The organism is Rhizobium leguminosarum bv. viciae (assembly GCF_012276115.1).
In the GTDB taxonomy this organism is placed as follows: Bacteria; Pseudomonadota; Alphaproteobacteria; order Rhizobiales; family Rhizobiaceae; genus Rhizobium; species Rhizobium leguminosarum_T.
Genome location: NZ_WIEU01000003.1, coordinates 206,903 through 223,538, shown reverse-complemented (window position 1 = coordinate 223,538; position 16,636 = coordinate 206,903). Strand labels below are relative to the sequence as shown.

At 60.1% G+C, this 16,636-nt stretch carries 17 protein-coding genes; 12 read left to right on the top strand and 5 right to left on the bottom strand.

The window, feature by feature from the left end:
• Positions 1-20: 20 nt before the first annotated feature.
• Positions 21-581 (bottom strand): sigma-70 family RNA polymerase sigma factor, encoded by a 561-nt coding sequence (locus GFM02_RS06960; RefSeq protein WP_168268509.1) that lies wholly within the window; start codon positions 579-581, stop codon positions 21-23.
• 336 nt (positions 582-917) lie between these two features.
• On the opposite strand from GFM02_RS06960, the gene GFM02_RS06955 reads away from it, so the two are divergent.
• From GFM02_RS06955 to GFM02_RS06935, 5 genes are all read left to right on the top strand, one after another.
• A complete protein-coding gene (locus GFM02_RS06955; protein ID WP_168321239.1) occupies positions 918-1,427 on the top strand; it encodes an invasion associated locus B family protein in 510 nt (169 codons plus the stop codon).
• Between the two features lie 350 nt (positions 1,428-1,777).
• On the top strand, positions 1,778-3,007 hold the full coding sequence (gene rlmN, locus GFM02_RS06950; protein WP_168321238.1) for a 23S rRNA (adenine(2503)-C(2))-methyltransferase RlmN: 1,230 nt from the start codon (positions 1,778-1,780) through the stop codon (positions 3,005-3,007).
• Between the two features lie 93 nt (positions 3,008-3,100).
• Positions 3,101-4,054 carry an ABC transporter substrate-binding protein gene (locus tag GFM02_RS06945; RefSeq protein WP_168321237.1) on the top strand — a complete coding sequence of 318 codons (954 nt, stop codon included), beginning with the start codon at positions 3,101-3,103 and terminating at the stop codon, positions 4,052-4,054.
• 123 nt (positions 4,055-4,177) lie between these two features.
• Positions 4,178-5,056 carry an ABC transporter permease gene (locus tag GFM02_RS06940; protein ID WP_017989717.1) on the top strand — a complete coding sequence of 293 codons (879 nt, stop codon included), beginning with the start codon at positions 4,178-4,180 and terminating at the stop codon, positions 5,054-5,056.
• Positions 5,053-5,847: an ATP-binding cassette domain-containing protein gene (locus GFM02_RS06935; RefSeq protein WP_168321236.1), complete on the top strand. Its 795-nt coding sequence runs from the start codon at positions 5,053-5,055 to the stop codon at positions 5,845-5,847. Before GFM02_RS06940 ends, GFM02_RS06935 begins: the two co-directional genes overlap by 4 nt.
• Before the next feature lie 31 nt (positions 5,848-5,878).
• On the opposite strand, the gene GFM02_RS06930 is transcribed toward GFM02_RS06935, so the two are convergent.
• Both GFM02_RS06930 and GFM02_RS06925 read right to left on the bottom strand, forming a co-directional pair.
• Entirely contained in the window at positions 5,879-6,520 is a 642-nt protein-coding gene (locus GFM02_RS06930; protein ID WP_168321235.1) for a LysE family translocator, read from the bottom strand.
• A gap of 84 nt (positions 6,521-6,604) precedes the next feature.
• Positions 6,605-7,456 (bottom strand): SDR family NAD(P)-dependent oxidoreductase, encoded by an 852-nt coding sequence (locus GFM02_RS06925; RefSeq protein WP_168321234.1) that lies wholly within the window; start codon positions 7,454-7,456, stop codon positions 6,605-6,607.
• An 86-nt stretch (positions 7,457-7,542) separates the two neighbouring features.
• On the opposite strand from GFM02_RS06925, the gene GFM02_RS06920 reads away from it, so the two are divergent.
• From GFM02_RS06920 to GFM02_RS06910, 3 genes are all read left to right on the top strand, one after another.
• The gene (locus tag GFM02_RS06920) at positions 7,543-7,788 is read left to right on the top strand and encodes a type II toxin-antitoxin system ParD family antitoxin (protein ID WP_168321233.1); all 246 of its coding nucleotides are present in this window, start codon (positions 7,543-7,545) and stop codon (positions 7,786-7,788) included.
• Positions 7,785-8,075 carry a type II toxin-antitoxin system RelE/ParE family toxin gene (locus GFM02_RS06915; protein WP_064245437.1) on the top strand — a complete coding sequence of 97 codons (291 nt, stop codon included), beginning with the start codon at positions 7,785-7,787 and terminating at the stop codon, positions 8,073-8,075. The genes GFM02_RS06920 and GFM02_RS06915 overlap by 4 nt, the downstream gene beginning before the upstream one ends.
• A 106-nt stretch (positions 8,076-8,181) precedes the next feature.
• The gene (locus GFM02_RS06910; RefSeq protein ID WP_168321232.1) at positions 8,182-9,405 is read left to right on the top strand and encodes an argininosuccinate synthase; all 1,224 of its coding nucleotides are present in this window, start codon (positions 8,182-8,184) and stop codon (positions 9,403-9,405) included.
• A gap of 238 nt (positions 9,406-9,643) precedes the next feature.
• On the opposite strand, the gene GFM02_RS06905 is transcribed toward GFM02_RS06910, so the two are convergent.
• Positions 9,644-10,261 (bottom strand): FMN-dependent NADH-azoreductase, encoded by a 618-nt coding sequence (locus GFM02_RS06905; RefSeq protein ID WP_168321231.1) that lies wholly within the window; start codon positions 10,259-10,261, stop codon positions 9,644-9,646.
• A gap of 87 nt (positions 10,262-10,348) precedes the next feature.
• Between GFM02_RS06905 and GFM02_RS06900 the strand changes: the two genes are divergently transcribed.
• Together GFM02_RS06900 and GFM02_RS06895 are read left to right on the top strand one after the other, a co-directional pair.
• Complete coding sequence (locus GFM02_RS06900) at positions 10,349-10,723, top strand: winged helix-turn-helix transcriptional regulator (RefSeq protein WP_131663179.1); 375 nt, start codon at positions 10,349-10,351, stop codon at positions 10,721-10,723.
• A gap of 474 nt (positions 10,724-11,197) precedes the next feature.
• Positions 11,198-11,839 (top strand): LysE family translocator, encoded by a 642-nt coding sequence (locus GFM02_RS06895; protein ID WP_168321230.1) that lies wholly within the window; start codon positions 11,198-11,200, stop codon positions 11,837-11,839.
• Between the two features lie 67 nt (positions 11,840-11,906).
• Here GFM02_RS06895 and GFM02_RS06890 read toward each other — a convergent pair whose 3' ends face one another.
• Complete coding sequence (locus tag GFM02_RS06890) at positions 11,907-12,338, bottom strand: hypothetical protein (protein ID WP_168268488.1); 432 nt, start codon at positions 12,336-12,338, stop codon at positions 11,907-11,909.
• 229 nt (positions 12,339-12,567) lie between these two features.
• Here GFM02_RS06890 and GFM02_RS06885 point away from each other — a divergent pair, with 229 nt between their 5' ends.
• Together GFM02_RS06885 and typA are read left to right on the top strand one after the other, a co-directional pair.
• Entirely contained in the window at positions 12,568-14,655 is a 2,088-nt protein-coding gene (locus tag GFM02_RS06885; protein ID WP_168321229.1) for a M3 family metallopeptidase, read from the top strand.
• A gap of 157 nt (positions 14,656-14,812) precedes the next feature.
• Positions 14,813-16,633 (top strand): translational GTPase TypA, encoded by a 1,821-nt coding sequence (gene typA / locus GFM02_RS06880; protein WP_168321228.1) that lies wholly within the window; start codon positions 14,813-14,815, stop codon positions 16,631-16,633.
• Positions 16,634-16,636 lie beyond the last annotated feature (3 nt).

The following is a 16,636-nucleotide window of genomic DNA, read 5'->3' as shown; positions in this document are numbered from 1 at the left end:
GTCCTTTGGGCAACATTGCATCAGGCGATTTCACGTTCCAGCACTTTGCGAAGCTTGCCGAAGGCAAGCCGGATACGCGATTTTATCGTGCCGAGCGGGAGACCGGTCGCTTCGGCGATCTCCGAATGCGATTGACCGAGGAAAAAGGCGGCTTGCAGCATGTCGCGCTGTTCCTCCGGCAATTGGCCGACGGCGGCGCGTATCTTGGCGTCGCGATCGTCATTGGCGATGATTTCTTCCGCGCCGATATCGGCCGGCGGCTGCAGGGCCGGATCAGTCTCGTCGAAGATGCGGGTGTTGGCGCGGCGCTGCATGTCGATGCGGCGGTTGCGGGCAATGCGGAAAAGCCAGGTCGAGAGGGAAGATCGCGTGGCATCGTAGAGGTCTGCCTTGTGCCAAAGCACGATCATGATCTCCTGGACCAGTTCCTCGGCCTCGCCTGATGTCATCCTCTGGCGCATCAGCCAGGCCTTCAGGCGGGGTGCGAAATAGTCGAACAGGATGGAAAAGGCCTGCTGGTCGCGATCGTCTGCGACGGCCTTCGCGAGGGCAGCGAAACGCTGTCTTTCCTCGGCATCCATATCCCCTCACCAGCCCCCTGCGGCAATAATTTCGTCCCGGATTTCCAAGTCTTACTGAGGTACAACGGATTTGGGAAAGGTCAAACTCTTGCCTGAATCTTTGTGTCTTAAATTCAGCCGAACGGAGGGCCAGTGCCATTGGGGCACGGTGTCGCGGCCGATACCGTTAAAGGGACGAAAATTGACACCCGAGCTGAAATGACACAGGCAGATACAAATCGCAGCCATTGTTGACCATTTGGTAACCTGAATTAAGTCAAAATAAAGCAGATCGTGATTATGCGGCGCCCGCTATGATCGCTTCGGGCCTTGAATCGCAAGAACCGGCAGGAATCCATGTTTGTAAAAAGTATCGTATCCGCTCTCGCACTCACCCTTGTTATGGCCGGAGTTGCGACAGCGCAGCAGGCCGCGCCGAACCGCATCCAGCAGTTCCAGGCATGGGGCGCCTACTCCTACAAATCGGGCAACAGCACCGTCTGCTACGTGCTGTCGGTTCCGACGGCAAAGCAGCCGGCAAGCGTCGACCACGGCGACAATTTCTTCATCGTCTCCCAGCGTCCGGGCCAGAACATCTCCTACGAGCCGCAGGCGATGATGGGCTACACGGTCAAGGAAAGTTCGAAGATCAACGTCGTCATCGACAACAAGACCTTCGTGATGTTCACCAAGGACAAGGCCGGCTGGGTCGAGAACGCGGCGCAGGAGCCGGCCCTCGTCGCCGCGATGAAGACCGGTCATTCGATGACGGTGAATGCTACCTCGCGCAAGGGCACCGGCACTTCCTACAGCTATTCGCTCTCGGGTATCTCGGCTGCGCTGAAGCAGATCGAAACCTGCAAATAAGCGGTCCTTTTGGCCGAAGAGTTTCATGGGCCGGCCTTGCGCCGGCCCATGCCGTTTCCATCTAAAGCGCGGCGATCTTTCAGATCTGCCTGCCGCGCTTTAGGTCTTTGGTTTTAGCATATAGTAGTCGCAAAACCGCTGCACACTTTCGCGCGACATGCTTGATGGTGACGCGCGGGCAAAATGATGCTAAAGCCGGCGCCAACAGCGGACAGATCGCGATTTCAGTCGCCGTTCCGCCATTCAATTTCTGCCAATGTGCCGTCATGCACCCGCCAGTCTTCCGGCTTAGCCCTGAAGTTCGCAGGGCTTGCGGGGCGGTTACGTGTTCGAATTCGGGATGAAAGACTATGTCCGTCATGGATGCGATTGATGTCATCACGCCTCAGGCGCCCCGCTCTGCTTCCGGCGTCGAGAAGCCTTCCCTGATCGGCTTGTCGCGCGAGGAGATGGGGGCGGCACTTCGGGAAAAGGGTGTAGCCGAGAAGCAGATCAAGATGCGCGTCTCGCAGCTCTGGAACTGGATCTATGTGCGCGGCGTCTCCGACTTCGACCATATGACGAATGTCGCCAAGGACATGCGGGAGATGCTGAAGCAGCATTTCACCATCGCACGTCCCGAGATCGTCGAGGAGCAGGTTTCCAACGACGGCACGCGCAAATGGCTGCTGCGCTTTCCCGCCCGCGGCGCCGGGCGTCCCGTCGAGATCGAGGCCGTCTACATTCCGGAAGAGGGCCGCGGCACGCTCTGTATTTCCAGCCAGGTCGGCTGCACGCTCACTTGTTCCTTCTGTCATACCGGGACACAGCGTCTGGTGCGCAACCTGACGGCGGAGGAAATTCTTTCGCAGCTGCTGCTTGCCCGCGACCGGCTTGGGGACTTCCCGGACCGTGAAGCGCCGCAGGGTACAATCATGCCTGCCGAGGGCCGTAAGGTCAGCAACATCGTCATGATGGGCATGGGCGAGCCGCTTTATAATTTCGATGCCGTCAAGCAGGCATTGCTGATCGCAACAGATGGTGACGGCCTGTCGCTCTCCAGGCGCCGCGTGACGCTTTCCACCTCCGGCGTCGTGCCGGAGATCTTCCGCACCGGCGAGGAAATCGGCGTCATGCTGGCGATTTCGCTGCATGCCGTGCGCGACGATCTGCGCGACATTCTGGTGCCGATCAACAAGAAGTATCCGCTGAAGGAGCTGATCGAAGCCTGTCGGACCTATCCGGGCCTTTCCAACGCGCGGCGCATCACCTTCGAATATGTGATGCTGAAGGACGTCAACGACAGCCTGGAAGATGCCAAGGGGCTGATCAAGCTCTTGAAGGGCGTGCCGGCGAAGATCAACCTCATTCCGTTCAATCCCTGGCCCGGCACCAATTATCAGTGTTCCGACTGGGAGCAGATCGAGAAGTTCGCCGATTTCATCAATTCGGCAGGTTATGCCTCGCCGATCCGCACGCCGCGTGGCCGCGACATTCTTGCCGCCTGCGGCCAGCTGAAATCGGAATCCGAACGCATGCGCAAGACCGAACGCTTGGCCTTCGAGGCGATGATGATCGCCAATCACGGCGCCGACGACTGATCAGCAAGTTTGATCCTCGCTACAATTCTCCGCGATTGATTTCAGGGGGCGCTTTTCCTAAAAGTGCCCCCAAAATCATTCAGGAGGATCCCCATGCGCCCGATTTTACTCGCTCTTGCCGCCAGTTTGGCCCTTTCCCTGCCCGCGAAGGCTGATGACGTCACCGTCGCCGTGACGGCGATCGTCGAACATCCGGCGCTGGATGCAGCACGCAAGGGCGTTCTCGATGCGCTGACGGCTGCGGGCTACAAGGAAGGCGAGAACCTGAAATTCGTGTTCGAATCGGCGCAGGGCAATCCGGCGACGGCGGCCCAGATCGCCCGCCAGTTCGCCGGTGACGAGCCCAATGTCATCGTGCCGATCTCGACGCCTTCGGCCCAGGCCGTCGTTTCCTCGACGCGTGACATTCCTGTCGTCTTCACGGCCGTGTCCGATCCGCTCGGCGCCCAGCTCGTCAAGAACATGGACAAGCCCGGCGGTAACGTCACCGGCCTCTCCGATATGTCGCCGGTCGCCGAGCACCTTGCGCTGATCAAGGAAATCCTGCCCGATGTGAAAACCATCGGCTATCTCTACAATTCCGGCGAAGCGAATTCCGTTTCGCTGCTCGCCGTGTTGAAGGCTGAAGCCGAAAAGGCTGGCCTGAAGGTGGTCGAATCGGCCGCCACCAAGTCGGCCGAGGTCCAGGGTGCGGCGCGTGCGCTCGTCGGCCGCGCCGATGCGATCTACATTCCGACCGACAACACGATCATCTCCGCGCTCGAAGGCGCTGTCGCGGTTGCCGAGGAGAGCAAGCTGCCGCTCTTTACCGCCGATACGGATTCGGTTTCGCGCGGCTCGATCGCCGCCCTCGGCTTCAACTATTATGATGTCGGCAAGCAGACCGGCGACATCGTCGTGCGCGTGCTGAAGGGCGAGAACCCGGGCGACATCGCGGTCAAGACTGCCGCCGGCAGCGACCTCGTCGTCAACAAGGCGGCGGCCGAGAAGATGGGGGTCACGCTGCCGCAGAGCGTGCTTTCCCGCGCTAACAAAGTCATCGAATAGTCGGCCGGTACTTCTAGCTCCTTCATCGTATTCAGCCGCTCTCGTTTGCACGGGAGCGGTTGTTTGTATTAAAAGGCTCCGTTTCGCGACGGGCGGAACGGACACAAAAAGGGGCTGAAAGCCTTGAGCCAAATCGCATTCTGGGGGGCCGTCGAGCTCGGCCTGGTTTATTCTTTCGTCGCTCTCGGCGTCTATCTCGCCTTTCGAGTTCTCGACTTTCCCGACCTGACGGTCGATGGCTCCTTTCCGCTTGGCGCGGCGGTGACGGCCGTGCTGATCATTGCCGGCGTCAATGCCTGGCTTGCGGCTCTGATCGCCATGGCGGCCGGTGCCGCTGCGGGCATGGTGACGGCGCTGCTCAACGTGCGCTTCAAGATCCTCAACCTGCTCGCCTCGATCCTGACGATGATCGCATTGTTTTCCGTCAATCTGCGCGTGATGGGCAAACCCAATGTCGCCCTCATCAATGCCGACACGATGATCAGCCCGTTCTTCGGCCATGGCCTTCGCGATTTCTACGTGCGGCCGCTCTTCGTCGGTGTTCTGGTTGTCATCGCGCTCATCCTGGTCTGGCGTTTCCTGGAAAGCGATGCCGGGCTGGCAATGCGGGCGACCGGCGCCAATGCAAGGATGGCGCGGGCCCAGGGCGTCGATACCAGCCGGCAGATCTATCTCGGTATGGCGATCTCCAATGCGCTGGTGGCGCTCGGCGGCGCGCTATTTGCCCAGACGAACGGCTTTGCCGATGTCACCTCGGGCGTCGGCACGATCGTCGTTGGTCTCGCTGCCGTCATCATCGGCGAGACGCTGCTCGGGCGGCGCGGTCTGTTGATCGCGCTTGTTGGATGCGTGCTCGGCTCGATCCTCTATCGCATCGCGATCCAGCTGGCGCTTTCGAGCGACGTCATCGGCCTGCAGGCGTCCGACCTCAATTTCGTGACGGCCGTGCTGGTGACCGTGGCGCTCATCCTTCCCCGTTTGCGCGGAGGTGCCGCGTCGTGATCAACCTCAAAAACATCAAGGTCGTCTTTGGGCGCGGCACGCCGCTGCAAAAGCAGGCGCTCTCGGGCGTCAGCCTGACGATCGAGGAAGGCTCCTTCGTGACCGTCATCGGCTCGAACGGTGCCGGCAAATCGACGCTGCTTGGCGTGCTCGCCGGCGATGTGCTGGCCAGCGAGGGGCAGGTGCTGATCGGCAATACAGACGTCACGCGCAAGACGACGGCGGCGCGCGCCGGGCTGGTCGCCCGTGTCTTTCAGGACCCGCTAACCGGAAGCTGCGGTGCGCTGTCGATCGAGGAAAACCTGGCGCTTGCCGCGCGCCGCGGCGAGCGGCGCGGGCTTGTTTCGGCGCTTGGCGCAAAACGGCGTGACCATTTTCGCGAAAGGATCGCCGAGCTCAATCTCGGGCTGGAGAACCGCATGAAGGACCGCATGGACCTGCTTTCGGGTGGCCAGCGCCAAGCGGTCTCGCTCGTCATGGCGACGCTGGCAGGCTCGGAAGTGCTGCTGCTCGATGAACATACGGCGGCCCTTGACCCCGGCATGGCGGAATTCATCATGGGCCTGACCCAGAAAATCGTTTCCGAACGCAAGCTGACGACGCTGATGGTGACGCATTCGATGCGCCAGGCGCTCGATTATGGCCACCGGACGGTGATGCTGCATGGCGGCGACATCGTGCTCGATGTCGCCGGCGACAGCCGCAAGACGTTGCAGGTCGAGGATCTGATCGCAATGTTCCGCAAGATGCGCGGCCAGACGCTGGACGATGACGCCCTGCTGATCGGCTAAGCGACCGTGGGATAGGTAAACCGACCGCGGACTATTTCGCCTGGGTGAGCAGGATCTTCGCGGCGAAGATCGAGAAGACGCCGGCGAAGGTGTAATCCATGCCGCGCAGCACTTTCTTGTTGTTCTGCAGCCATGAGGCCAGCCAGTCGGCGGCAAAGACGATGCTGGCGTTGACCGGCATGCCGATCAGGATGAAGCAGAAGCCGAGGAAAAGCAGCTTTTGGGTGACAGTGGGATCGCCGGCGCTGACGAATTGCGGCAGGAAGGTCATGAAGAAGATGATGACCTTGGGGTTCAGAAGATTGACCCAGAAGCCTGACGAGATGTTCGAAAGGGCGGTGCCTTTCTGCTCCTCGACCTTGGCGACGGTGAGCTTCGAGCCGAAACGGATCGCCTGCACCGCCAGCCAGAGCAGATAGGCGGCGCCGCCAGTCTTCAGGATCAGGAAGGCGGTCGGCGAGGCGGTGATCAGCGCCGAAATGCCGAAAGCGACCAGCATGGTGTGGACGACGATGCCGAGGCTGGTGCCGACGACAACGAAGAGCGCCGCCTTCTTGCCCTGGGCGAGCGCGCGGCTGATCGACAGCGTCATATCGGGGCCTGGGGTTGCCGCAAGCAGCAGCGTCGCGGCGGCAAAGGCGAGAAGGGTCGGCAGGCTGGGCAGGAAATCCATGACACGCTCCGAAAGCCGGAAAGATCCGACGATCTCCTACTCGGCTTTCAGAAAATTACCAATCAAACCTTCTGATGGTACCGATTACTTCTGTTCGAGGAAGGCCTTGAACTTGTCGGCATAGTCCTTGTGCCAGCGTGACAGCGGCGGACGGTTCTCAATGATATCGCCGGCCGCCCAGGCCATGCGCCGCTCGTCGACCGGACGCGCGACGTCATTGTCGGGGCAGAGGATATAGAAATCGCCGCGTTCGAGGCTTTCGACCATGAAATCGACGGTCTGTTCCGGCGTCCAGGCGGCGGCCGGTTTTTCCGCGCGGTCGCCCTTGGTGAGGCCGGTGAACACGAAGCCGGGGATCAGAAGATGGGCGGAGATCTTTCCACCTTCGGTGTTGCGAAGCTCATGCTGCAATGCTTCGGTGAAGACTTTCACACCAGCCTTGGAGATGTTGTATGCGGGGTTGCCGGGCGGCGTGGTGATGCCCTGCTTGGAGCCGGTGTTGATGATCAGGCCGGGCTCGCCGTGCGACAGCATCTTCGGGCCGAAGGTGCGCGTGCCGTTGATCACGCCCATCAGGTTGACGGCCAAGATATTGTCCCAGTTCGCCTGCGGGCTGAAGATCGAGGTTTCCGGGCCGATGCCGGCATTGTTCATCAGCACGTGCACACGGCCGAAACGCTGGATGACGGCGCGTTCGAGTGCTTCCAGCGAGTCTCTGCTGGCGACGTCGGTCTCGACCGCCATCACATTTTCCTCGCCGGCAATGGCCTTGAGTTCGTTGGCGGCGTCGGCCAGCCGATCACCACCGAGATCGGCAATGGCGACGCTCATGCCGCGTCCGGCGAAAAATTTCGCCGCGGCAAGACCGATGCCGGAGGCGCCGCCGGTGATGACGGCAACATTGGATTTCTTGAAAATGTCTGGAATATTCGTCACGGGGCAGCCTCTCTTCGGAGCATTGTTCGGACGATGCCGAATATGGTAGTTTCGCAGTGCAAGTCAAACCTGCGAGGTACCCGCGCGTGGCCAAGGTCGTGTCCATCAGAATCGATGACCACATGGAGGAATTTATCGGCAATCAGCTCGATCAGGGAGCCTATGGCTCCGCAGACGAGGTGATCGACGCCGGCTTGAGGCTTCTGCAGCGCGAGGCAGAGCTTGCGGCAATCGAGGCAGCCATTATCGAAGGTGAGAAATCTGGCAAACCGCGGCCTTTTGATTTCGATGCTTTTATCGAGGGAAAGCGAGCGCGACGCAGCCGCCAATGAAAGCGCTTGTTCTCTCGCCAGCCGCTGTCGACGATCTCGACAGGATTTATGACTATACCGAAGAAAAATGGGGCCAAGGTCAAGCGGAGGACTACATCGTTGCGCTCCGGGATGACTGCGAGGCGCTTGCAGCACAGACAAAGCGTGGCCGCAAAATCATTGGATTGAGGAGCGGCTACACCGCCCTGGCGTTTCGCTCGCATTTCGTCATTTACGCTGAGACCGAAAAAGTGTTGACGGTTATTCGCATCCTGCATCGGCGCATGAATATCGCGGCTCATCTCTAAACTGGGCTTGTGCTGTCCGGCTTGCCCTTGCGTCACGCGCCAATCTCGCTAAAAGTGCCGCGATACCGGGTTTTCGCCGGCCTTTTATGCAACGGACCTCATCATCATGGCATCGTACAAAGACGTGAAGAAAGTCGTTCTCGCCTATTCCGGCGGGCTCGACACCTCGATCATCCTGAAGTGGCTGCAGACGGAGCTCGGCGCCGAAGTCGTCACCTTCACCGCCGATCTCGGCCAGGGCGAAGAGCTGGAGCCGGCGCGCAAGAAGGCCGAGATGCTCGGCATCAAGGAGATCTATATCGAGGATGTGCGCGAGGAATTCGTGCGCGATTTCGTCTTCCCGATGTTCCGTGCCAATGCCGTCTACGAAGGCGTCTACCTGCTCGGCACGTCGATCGCCCGTCCTCTGATTTCCAAGCATCTGATCGATATCGCCCGCAAGACGGGTGCGGATGCGATCGCCCACGGCGCGACCGGCAAGGGTAACGACCAGGTCCGTTTCGAACTGTCCGCCTATGCCCTGAACCCCGACATCAAGATCATCGCGCCTTGGCGCGACTGGGCGTTCAAGAGCCGCACCGATCTGCTGGCCTTTGCCGAACAGCATCAGATCCCTGTTGCCAAGGACAAAATGGGCGAGGCGCCGTTCTCCGTCGACGCCAACCTTCTGCATTCCTCGTCCGAAGGCAAGGTTCTCGAGGACCCCTCCCAGGAGGCGCCTGAATATGTGCATATGCGCACCATTTCGCCTGAGGCAGCCCCCGACAAGGCAACGACCATCAAGGTCGGCTTCGAAAGGGGTGACGCGGTTTCGATCAATGGCGTGCGCATGAGCCCGGCGACGCTCTTGGCTGCGCTCAACAATTACGGACGTGACAACGGCATCGGCCGTCTCGACCTCGTCGAGAACCGCTTCGTCGGCATGAAGTCGCGCGGCGTCTACGAGACACCAGGCGGCACGATCCTGCTTACGGCGCACCGCGCCATCGAATCGATCACGCTCGACCGCGGCGCCGCCCATCTTAAGGACGACATCATGCCGCGTTACGCCGAGCTGATCTATTACGGCTTCTGGTTCTCGCCGGAGCGCGAGATGCTGCAGGCGCTGATCGACAAGAGCCAGGAGCATGTAGAAGGCGAAGTGACGCTGAAGCTCTACAAGGGCAATGTCATGGTCATCGGCCGCGAAAGCGAAAAGTCGCTCTATTCCGACAAGCTCGTCACCTTCGAGGACGATCAGGGCGCCTACGACCAGAAGGATGCGGCCGGCTTCATCAAGCTCAATGCGCTGCGCCTGCGCACGCTCGCCAAGCGCAACCTCGCGAAGTAATCACGGTTCGCCTCGAACCGGATATGAGCCCGCCGTCAGTTCACATCCGACGGCGGGTTTTTTCGTGGAGTGAGGTGGCAAACGCCACCAAATTCTTAGAGCACTTTGGATGGCCGGATTGCGGCAACACTCTGCGTGCGTTGTCGCGAGCTGACTCGGTGCGGACCTACCATCGCCATGCCCGCTCGCATCAGGCCATTCGCCGATTTCTCGGGTAGCGGACTGATGGGTTTGTGGGTCAGGCGGCACGCTCCAGTGCAGCCCGGATCTGTGCTTCGGTGGAGGCGATCGCAGCCTTGGCCGCGTCCGGGCTTACGAGTGTCCCTTCCACGCGGACCACTTCGATATCCGTCAGTCCGATAAAACCGAGAAGATGCGCGAGATAGGTGGCCTGGAAGTCGAACGGGGCGTTCCTGCCTTCCGAAAAGACGCCGCCAGTTGCCATCACGAGATAGACTTTCTTGGCGGGCAACAATCCCATCACACCGGTTGCGTCGTAGCGAAAAGTGACGCCAGGCCAGGTGATGTAGTCAAACCAAGCCTTGAGCTGCGTCGGCGGGCCGAAGTTGATCATGCCCGAGCCAATGACAATCACCTCGGCAGCCTGAACCTCATCAACGAGGCTTTGAGCCAGATTGACGGCTTCGATCTGTTCGGGTGTACGTGTCTCGGGCGGCACAACGCGGCCGTCGATATAGGCTGCTGTAATATGCGGCAGAGGTGCCGCCCCAAGATCACGTTCGACAATTGTGCCGGCAGAACGGGCTTTGAGGCTTTCAGCGATGTCACGCGCAAATCGGGTGGAAAGGCTCTGAGGACCGCGTGGGCTAGAGGTAACGAGGAGGATGTTGGTCATTGGTGGCTCCTGGGAGAATAGAGTAGTATCAAATTGTGACCAACGCTATTAAGATAACTATTTGACTGTTCGCAAGAAGGCACATTCATGACACTCAGTGACATAGAGTTTCCTACCCCAAGCGAAGACGCCGACTGCCGTCCCGTTCGGGAAATCCTCGATCGCATTGCCGATAAATGGAGTCTTTACATCTTCGTGGCCCTGAAGGATGGGCCGGTCCGCTTCAATGCATTGCGACGGCAGATCGACGGGATCTCGCAGCGGATGCTCACGATTACGCTTCGTCAATTGGAACGGGACGGTTTGATCAGTCGAACTCTCTTTCCAACGATCCCTCCGCGCGTGGATTACGAGCTGACCGCAATCGGCAGGTCGCTTCTAGCCCCAGTCATGGCCTTGATGACCTGGGCAGATTCAAATCGGGATGTGATCGAGGAGGCGCGCCGGCAATATGACCACTAGCTGGACGTGAGCCGAGCTGGCGCTTGTCGCTCATAACTAGCTCAAGCAGGGTAAAATCCGCGAAGAAGACCGCACCGGCCGCGTTAGCACCAATCGTCGAAACGCATGGGCACCGGCAAAGAGCAAGGCCCTCCACCCAATCGTAGCAGGAGCGGAGAATAAGACGTCGACTTTCATCAGAGGACTGACCCGGCAGCGATGGACCGCCGTCGGACGCCAGCGGTAGCCCGCACCAGTTACTGTTCAAGATGGTCTCCGGCAACGTCTGCTATCAAGCGACGGCAAAGATCACCTTAACAGCCGACCTGGAGCGCAAAGCAGCCGCATCCTTCAACAACGAACAGATGTCGCTTCGGGCCGAAAGCCGCCCCCGGTAGCGTTCGCTACCCGATCCCACTTTTCATGGCGGTGCACCACCCTTGACGAACGTCCGTGATCGCTTAGTCTGCCCTCATCATCCTCCGGAGCATTTCCATGACGCAGTCTTTGCTCTTCGGCGCCTTTCTGGCGGCGCTGTTCTACGTGCTCATTCCGGGACCCGCCTTCCTGCAGCTGCTCGGCATCGGCGCCGGGCAGGGCCGTAAGGCCGGCGCCTTCTTCATGATGGGGCATCTGGTCGGGGATCTCATCTGGTCGTCGCTGGCGCTGATCGCGATCGTCGGCGCAAAGACGATCGGAACCTTGGTCTTCGACCTGCTCGGTCTTGCCTGCGGTTTCTACCTTGCCTGGATCGGCTGGAGCGCCGTCAATGCCAAGCCGAAGGCGGGGGGGCAGGCGCTTGTTGTGGTCGAGCGGCCGTTTCGCCGTGGCCTGATTTTCGGCGTCACCAATCCGAAGGGCTATCCGGTGGCGCTCGCCACCTTCACCGCACTCGTTGCAGGCTCGGCCGGCGCGCTCGATTTCGAGGCGCTGCCGGTGCTGCTCGGCGTGTCGTTCGTCGGTTTCGTGACGGCCGACATCATCCTGATCGGCATCATCGGCGCCGGTACGGTGCGGCGCTTCTATCGCGCCCATGAGCGGCTGATCGTGCGCTGCTCGGGCGTGCTTTTCATGGGATTTGCTGCCCAGGCGCTCTGGCACGCAACGCCCGGCCTGCTCGGCTGGCGCAAGGCCTGATTAAAGCGCGTCGCGCCAAACTTGAAACATGCGACGCGCTGCGCACTTTTGGGCGACATGCATGAGATCAGGCGTTCAGGAAGCTGACTATCGAATTCAGCGTCTGGACCTCATCAGAATCGCCGATCGACATGGCGATCTGGAGCTGGTTCTTGTAATAATCGAGGAAATTGAAGCTGGTGCCGTCGGTGACGCTGGAGAGATCGATGATGTTGCCGAGCGGATCGATCGCATGCATCGGCAGCGGTTCGGAGATCGCGGCGTAGGTGTTTTGATCGATCAGGCCACTGTCGAAACCCTGGCGTGCGTAATTGCGCAGTTCTCCAGGGCTGACCGCGGTGAAATCCGGGCCTTCGCCAACTTCGTCTTCGATCTGGAACGAGGCCGGGGCGGGAGCTCTGGTCTCGATTTGAATATCAGAGGTCTTCGAACTTTTTGCGTTATTAGGATTGTTTTTAAAAAGCAAACTCTGAGAAGACCGCACAGAAAAAATTTCCATGGCGCATGTCCCCTTACAAGAAGATCACCTGGAAACTAGCGCTTGCGCGTGATTCGCGTCAATCGTTAACGGTTGGTTAATTTTCACGTATCAATTGTTGTCTACCAGATTTGACAGGCGCCCGCCGGATTTGGCAGGCGAGGCAAAAGGTCTCTCCCGACAACATACCAATTCTATGGGCGCTCTCCTATATTGCCGATTCACTTGCATGCCAAAAAGGAATTCTCCGATGTCTTCTCCACATGATTTCAATCCGGCACTGGTGACCTGGGACGGTCTTCACGGTCTGCCGCGTTTCGATGCCTTGAACGACGGCGATTTCGCTGCTGCCTTCGACGCCGCACTTGCTGCGCATGAAAGGGAGATCGATGAGATCGCCGGAAACGGCGATGCGCCGACATTCGACAATACGGTCGTGGCGCTGGAGATTGCCGGCGACGCGCTGTCACGTGTCTCGGCGCTGTTCTGGAACAAGGCAGGCGCCCATACCAATGATGTGATCCAGGCGTTGGAGCGGGAGATCTCGCCGAAGATCTCGCGCCACTATTCGAAGATCGGCATGAATGCAGCGCTTTTTGCCCGCATCGACACGCTGTGGGAGAGCCGCGAGACGCTTGGGCTGACGCTCGAACAGACGCGCGTGCTGGAACGCCACTGGAAAGGCTTCGTCAAATCGGGCGCCAAGCTTGAGAAGGCCGAGCAGGAAAAACTCGCCGCGATCAATGAAAAGCTTGCCGGCCTCGGGACGCAATTCGGCCAGAACGTGCTGGCCGACGAAAAGGCATGGGCGCTGGTGCTTTCGGACAGCGCCGAGCTCGAGGGCCTGCCGGAATTCCTTCGCGACGCGATGGCGGCAGCAGCGCGCGAACGCGGCGATGAGGGAAAATATGCGGTGACGCTGTCACGCTCGATCATCGAGCCCTTCCTCACATTCTCGGAGCGTCGCGATCTGCGCGAGCAGGCTTTCAAGGCGTGGGTGGCGCGCGGCGAAAATGAAGGGGAGACGGACAATCGCGCCGTCATCAGGGAAACGCTGGCGCTGCGCCATCAGGTGGCGACTCTGCTTGGCTACGGCAATTTCGCCGAGCTGAAACTCGACAATACGATGGCGAAGACGGCGGATGCGGTGAACGGCCTGCTGAAGGCCGTCTGGGCGCGGGCGGTGAAACGCGCTGGCGAGGAGGAGATCGATATCGCGGCGTTGATCGCCGAAGAGGGCCGGAACCACGAAGTGATGCCCTGGGACTGGCGCCACTATGCCGAAAAGATCCGGGCACGGAAGTTCGATTTCTCCGAGGCCGAGCTCAAGTCTTATCTGCAGCTCGAGAAGATCATCGAAGCCTGCTTCGACGTGGCCGGTCGGCTGTTCGGCATCCGGGCCGTCGAGAAGAAGGGTGTGGCCGCCTATCACCCTGACGTCAGGGTGTTCGAAATCAGGGACCGCGAGGACAAGCTCGTCGCCCTCTTCCTCGGCGATTATTTCGCCCGCAGCTCGAAACGATCAGGCGCCTGGATGAGCTCGCTGCAATCGCAGCACAGGCTGGAGCTGAAGAACGGCCGCCACGGCGAATTGCCGATCATCTATAATGTCTGCAACTTCGCCAAGCCGGCGGAAGGCAAGCCGGCGCTGCTGTCGCTCGACGATGCCCGCACGCTGTTCCACGAATTCGGCCATGCGCTGCACGGCATGCTTTCGAACGTCACCTATCCCTCGGTTGCGGGCACCGGCGTCTCGCGCGATTTCGTCGAGCTGCCGTCGCAGCTTTATGAGCACTGGCTGACGGTGCCCGATATTCTGAAGCGCTATGCCGTGCATGTCGAAACCGGCGAGCCGATGCCGCAGGCCCTGCTCGACAAGGTGCTTGCCGCCCGAACCTTCAATGCCGGCTTCAATACCGTCGAGTTCACCTCGTCGGCGCTGGTCGACATGGCGTTTCACACGAGAACGGCCGTCGAGGACCCGATGGCGGTGCAGGGCGAGGTGCTGGCCGAGATCGGCATGCCGAAGTCGATCGTCATGCGCCATGCGACGCCTCACTTCCAGCACATCTTCTCCGGCGGCTATTCGGCCGGCTATTACTCCTACATGTGGTCGGAGGTGCTCGACGCCGACGCCTTTGCCGCCTTCGAGGAGACGGGAGACGCCTTCAACGGCGAGATGGCTCGCAAGCTCAAGGACAATATCTATTCCGTCGGCGGTTCTGTCGATCCGGAGGACGCCTACAAGGCCTTCCGCGGCAAGCTGCCGAGCCCGGATGCGATGCTCGTCAAAAAGGGACTTTCGACCTTCGAGGAATTGACAGGCAGCGACGCCTAAGACAATTTGATGACACGCTATCATGCGGCGGGGCGACAGCCTTGCCGCAGCTTTTGCGCGTTTCCCCCTTTCGCAAACGCAAAAAAAACTGTATGGACGCCCCAAACTAATAGGCGCGCCCTCTAGAGCGTGCGCCCCAGCCTCAGAGATTTCACATATGGCACTTCGCAATATCGCGATCATCGCGCACGTTGACCATGGCAAAACGACCCTGGTGGATGAGCTTCTCAAGCAGTCCGGCTCGTTCCGCGAAAATCAGCGTGTCGCTGAACGCGTGATGGACTCGAACGATCTCGAAAAGGAACGCGGCATCACCATTCTCGCCAAGGCGACCTCGGTGGAATGGAAGGGTGTCCGCATCAACATCGTCGACACCCCCGGCCACGCCGACTTCGGCGGTGAGGTCGAGCGCATTCTCTCGATGGTGGATGGCGCGATCGTTCTCGTCGATGCGTCCGAAGGCCCGATGCCGCAGACCAAGTTCGTGGTTGGCAAGGCGTTGAAGGTCGGTCTTCGTCCGATTGTGGCGATCAACAAGATCGACCGTCCGGATGGACGCCACGAAGAAGTCATCAACGAAGTCTTCGATCTTTTCGCCAATCTCGACGCGACCGACGAGCAGCTCGACTTCCCGATCCTCTACGGTTCCGGCCGCGACGGCTGGATGAACGTCAATCCGGAAGGTCCGAAGGACCAGGGTCTTGCGCCGCTTCTCGACCTGGTGCTCAAGCATGTTCCGGAGCCGACCGTCCACGAAGGTCCGTTCACGATGATCGGCACGATCCTCGAAGCCAACCCCTTCCTCGGCCGCATCATCACCGGTCGTATCAATTCCGGTTCCATCAAGCCGAACCAGGCTGTGAAGGTTCTCCACGCCGACGGCAAGACGATCGAAACCGGCCGTATTTCGAAAATCCTCGCTTTCCGCGGCATCGAGCGCACGGCAATCGACGAAGCGCATCAGGGCGATATTATCGCGATCGCCGGCCTTTCCAAGGGCACGGTCGCCGACACCTTCTGCGATCCCTCGGTCACCGAGCCGCTGCAGGCGCAGCCGATCGATCCGCCGACCGTCACCATGTCCTTCATCGTCAACGATAGTCCGCTGGCCGGCACCGAAGGCGACAAGGTGACTTCACGCGTCATCCGCGACCGCCTCTTCAAGGAAGCGGAAGGCAACGTCGCCCTGAAGATCGAAGAAGCCGAAGGCAAGGATTCGTTCTACGTGTCCGGCCGTGGCGAACTTCAGCTCGCCGTTCTCATCGAAACCATGCGCCGCGAAGGCTTCGAGCTTGCCGTGTCGCGTCCGCGCGTCGTGATGCACAAGGATGAAAACGGCCAGCTTCTGGAGCCGATCGAGGAGGTCGTCGTCGACGTCGACGAAGAGCATTCCGGTGTCGTGGTGCAGAAGATGTCCGAGCGCAAGGCCGAAATGGTCGAGCTGCGTCCGTCGGGCGGCAACCGTCTTCGCCTGCGTTTCTACGCGCCGACCCGTGGCCTGATCGGCTACCAGTCGGAGCTGCTGACGGATACGCGCGGCACGGCGATCATGAACCGCCTGTTCCACGACTACCAGCCCTACAAGGGTGTGATCGGTGGCCGCGTCAACGGCGTGCTGCTCGCCAACGCTCCCGGCGAGGCCGTCGCCTATGCGATGTTCAATTTGGAAGATCGCGGCCCGATGATTATCGAGCCGGGCGAAAAGGTCTATGCCGGCATGATCATCGGCATCCATTCGCGCGACAACGACCTTGAAGTCAACGTGCTGAAGGGCAAGCAGCTCACCAACATCCGCGCCGCCGGCAAGGACGAAGCCGTGAAGCTGACGCCGCCGATCCGCATGACGCTTGATCGCGCGCTCTCCTGGATCCAGGATGACGAGCTGATGGAAGTGACACCGAAGAATATTCGTCTGCGCAAGATGTATCTCGACGCAAACGATCGCAAGCGTTTCGAAAAGACGAAGGCGGCGCTCTGAGCG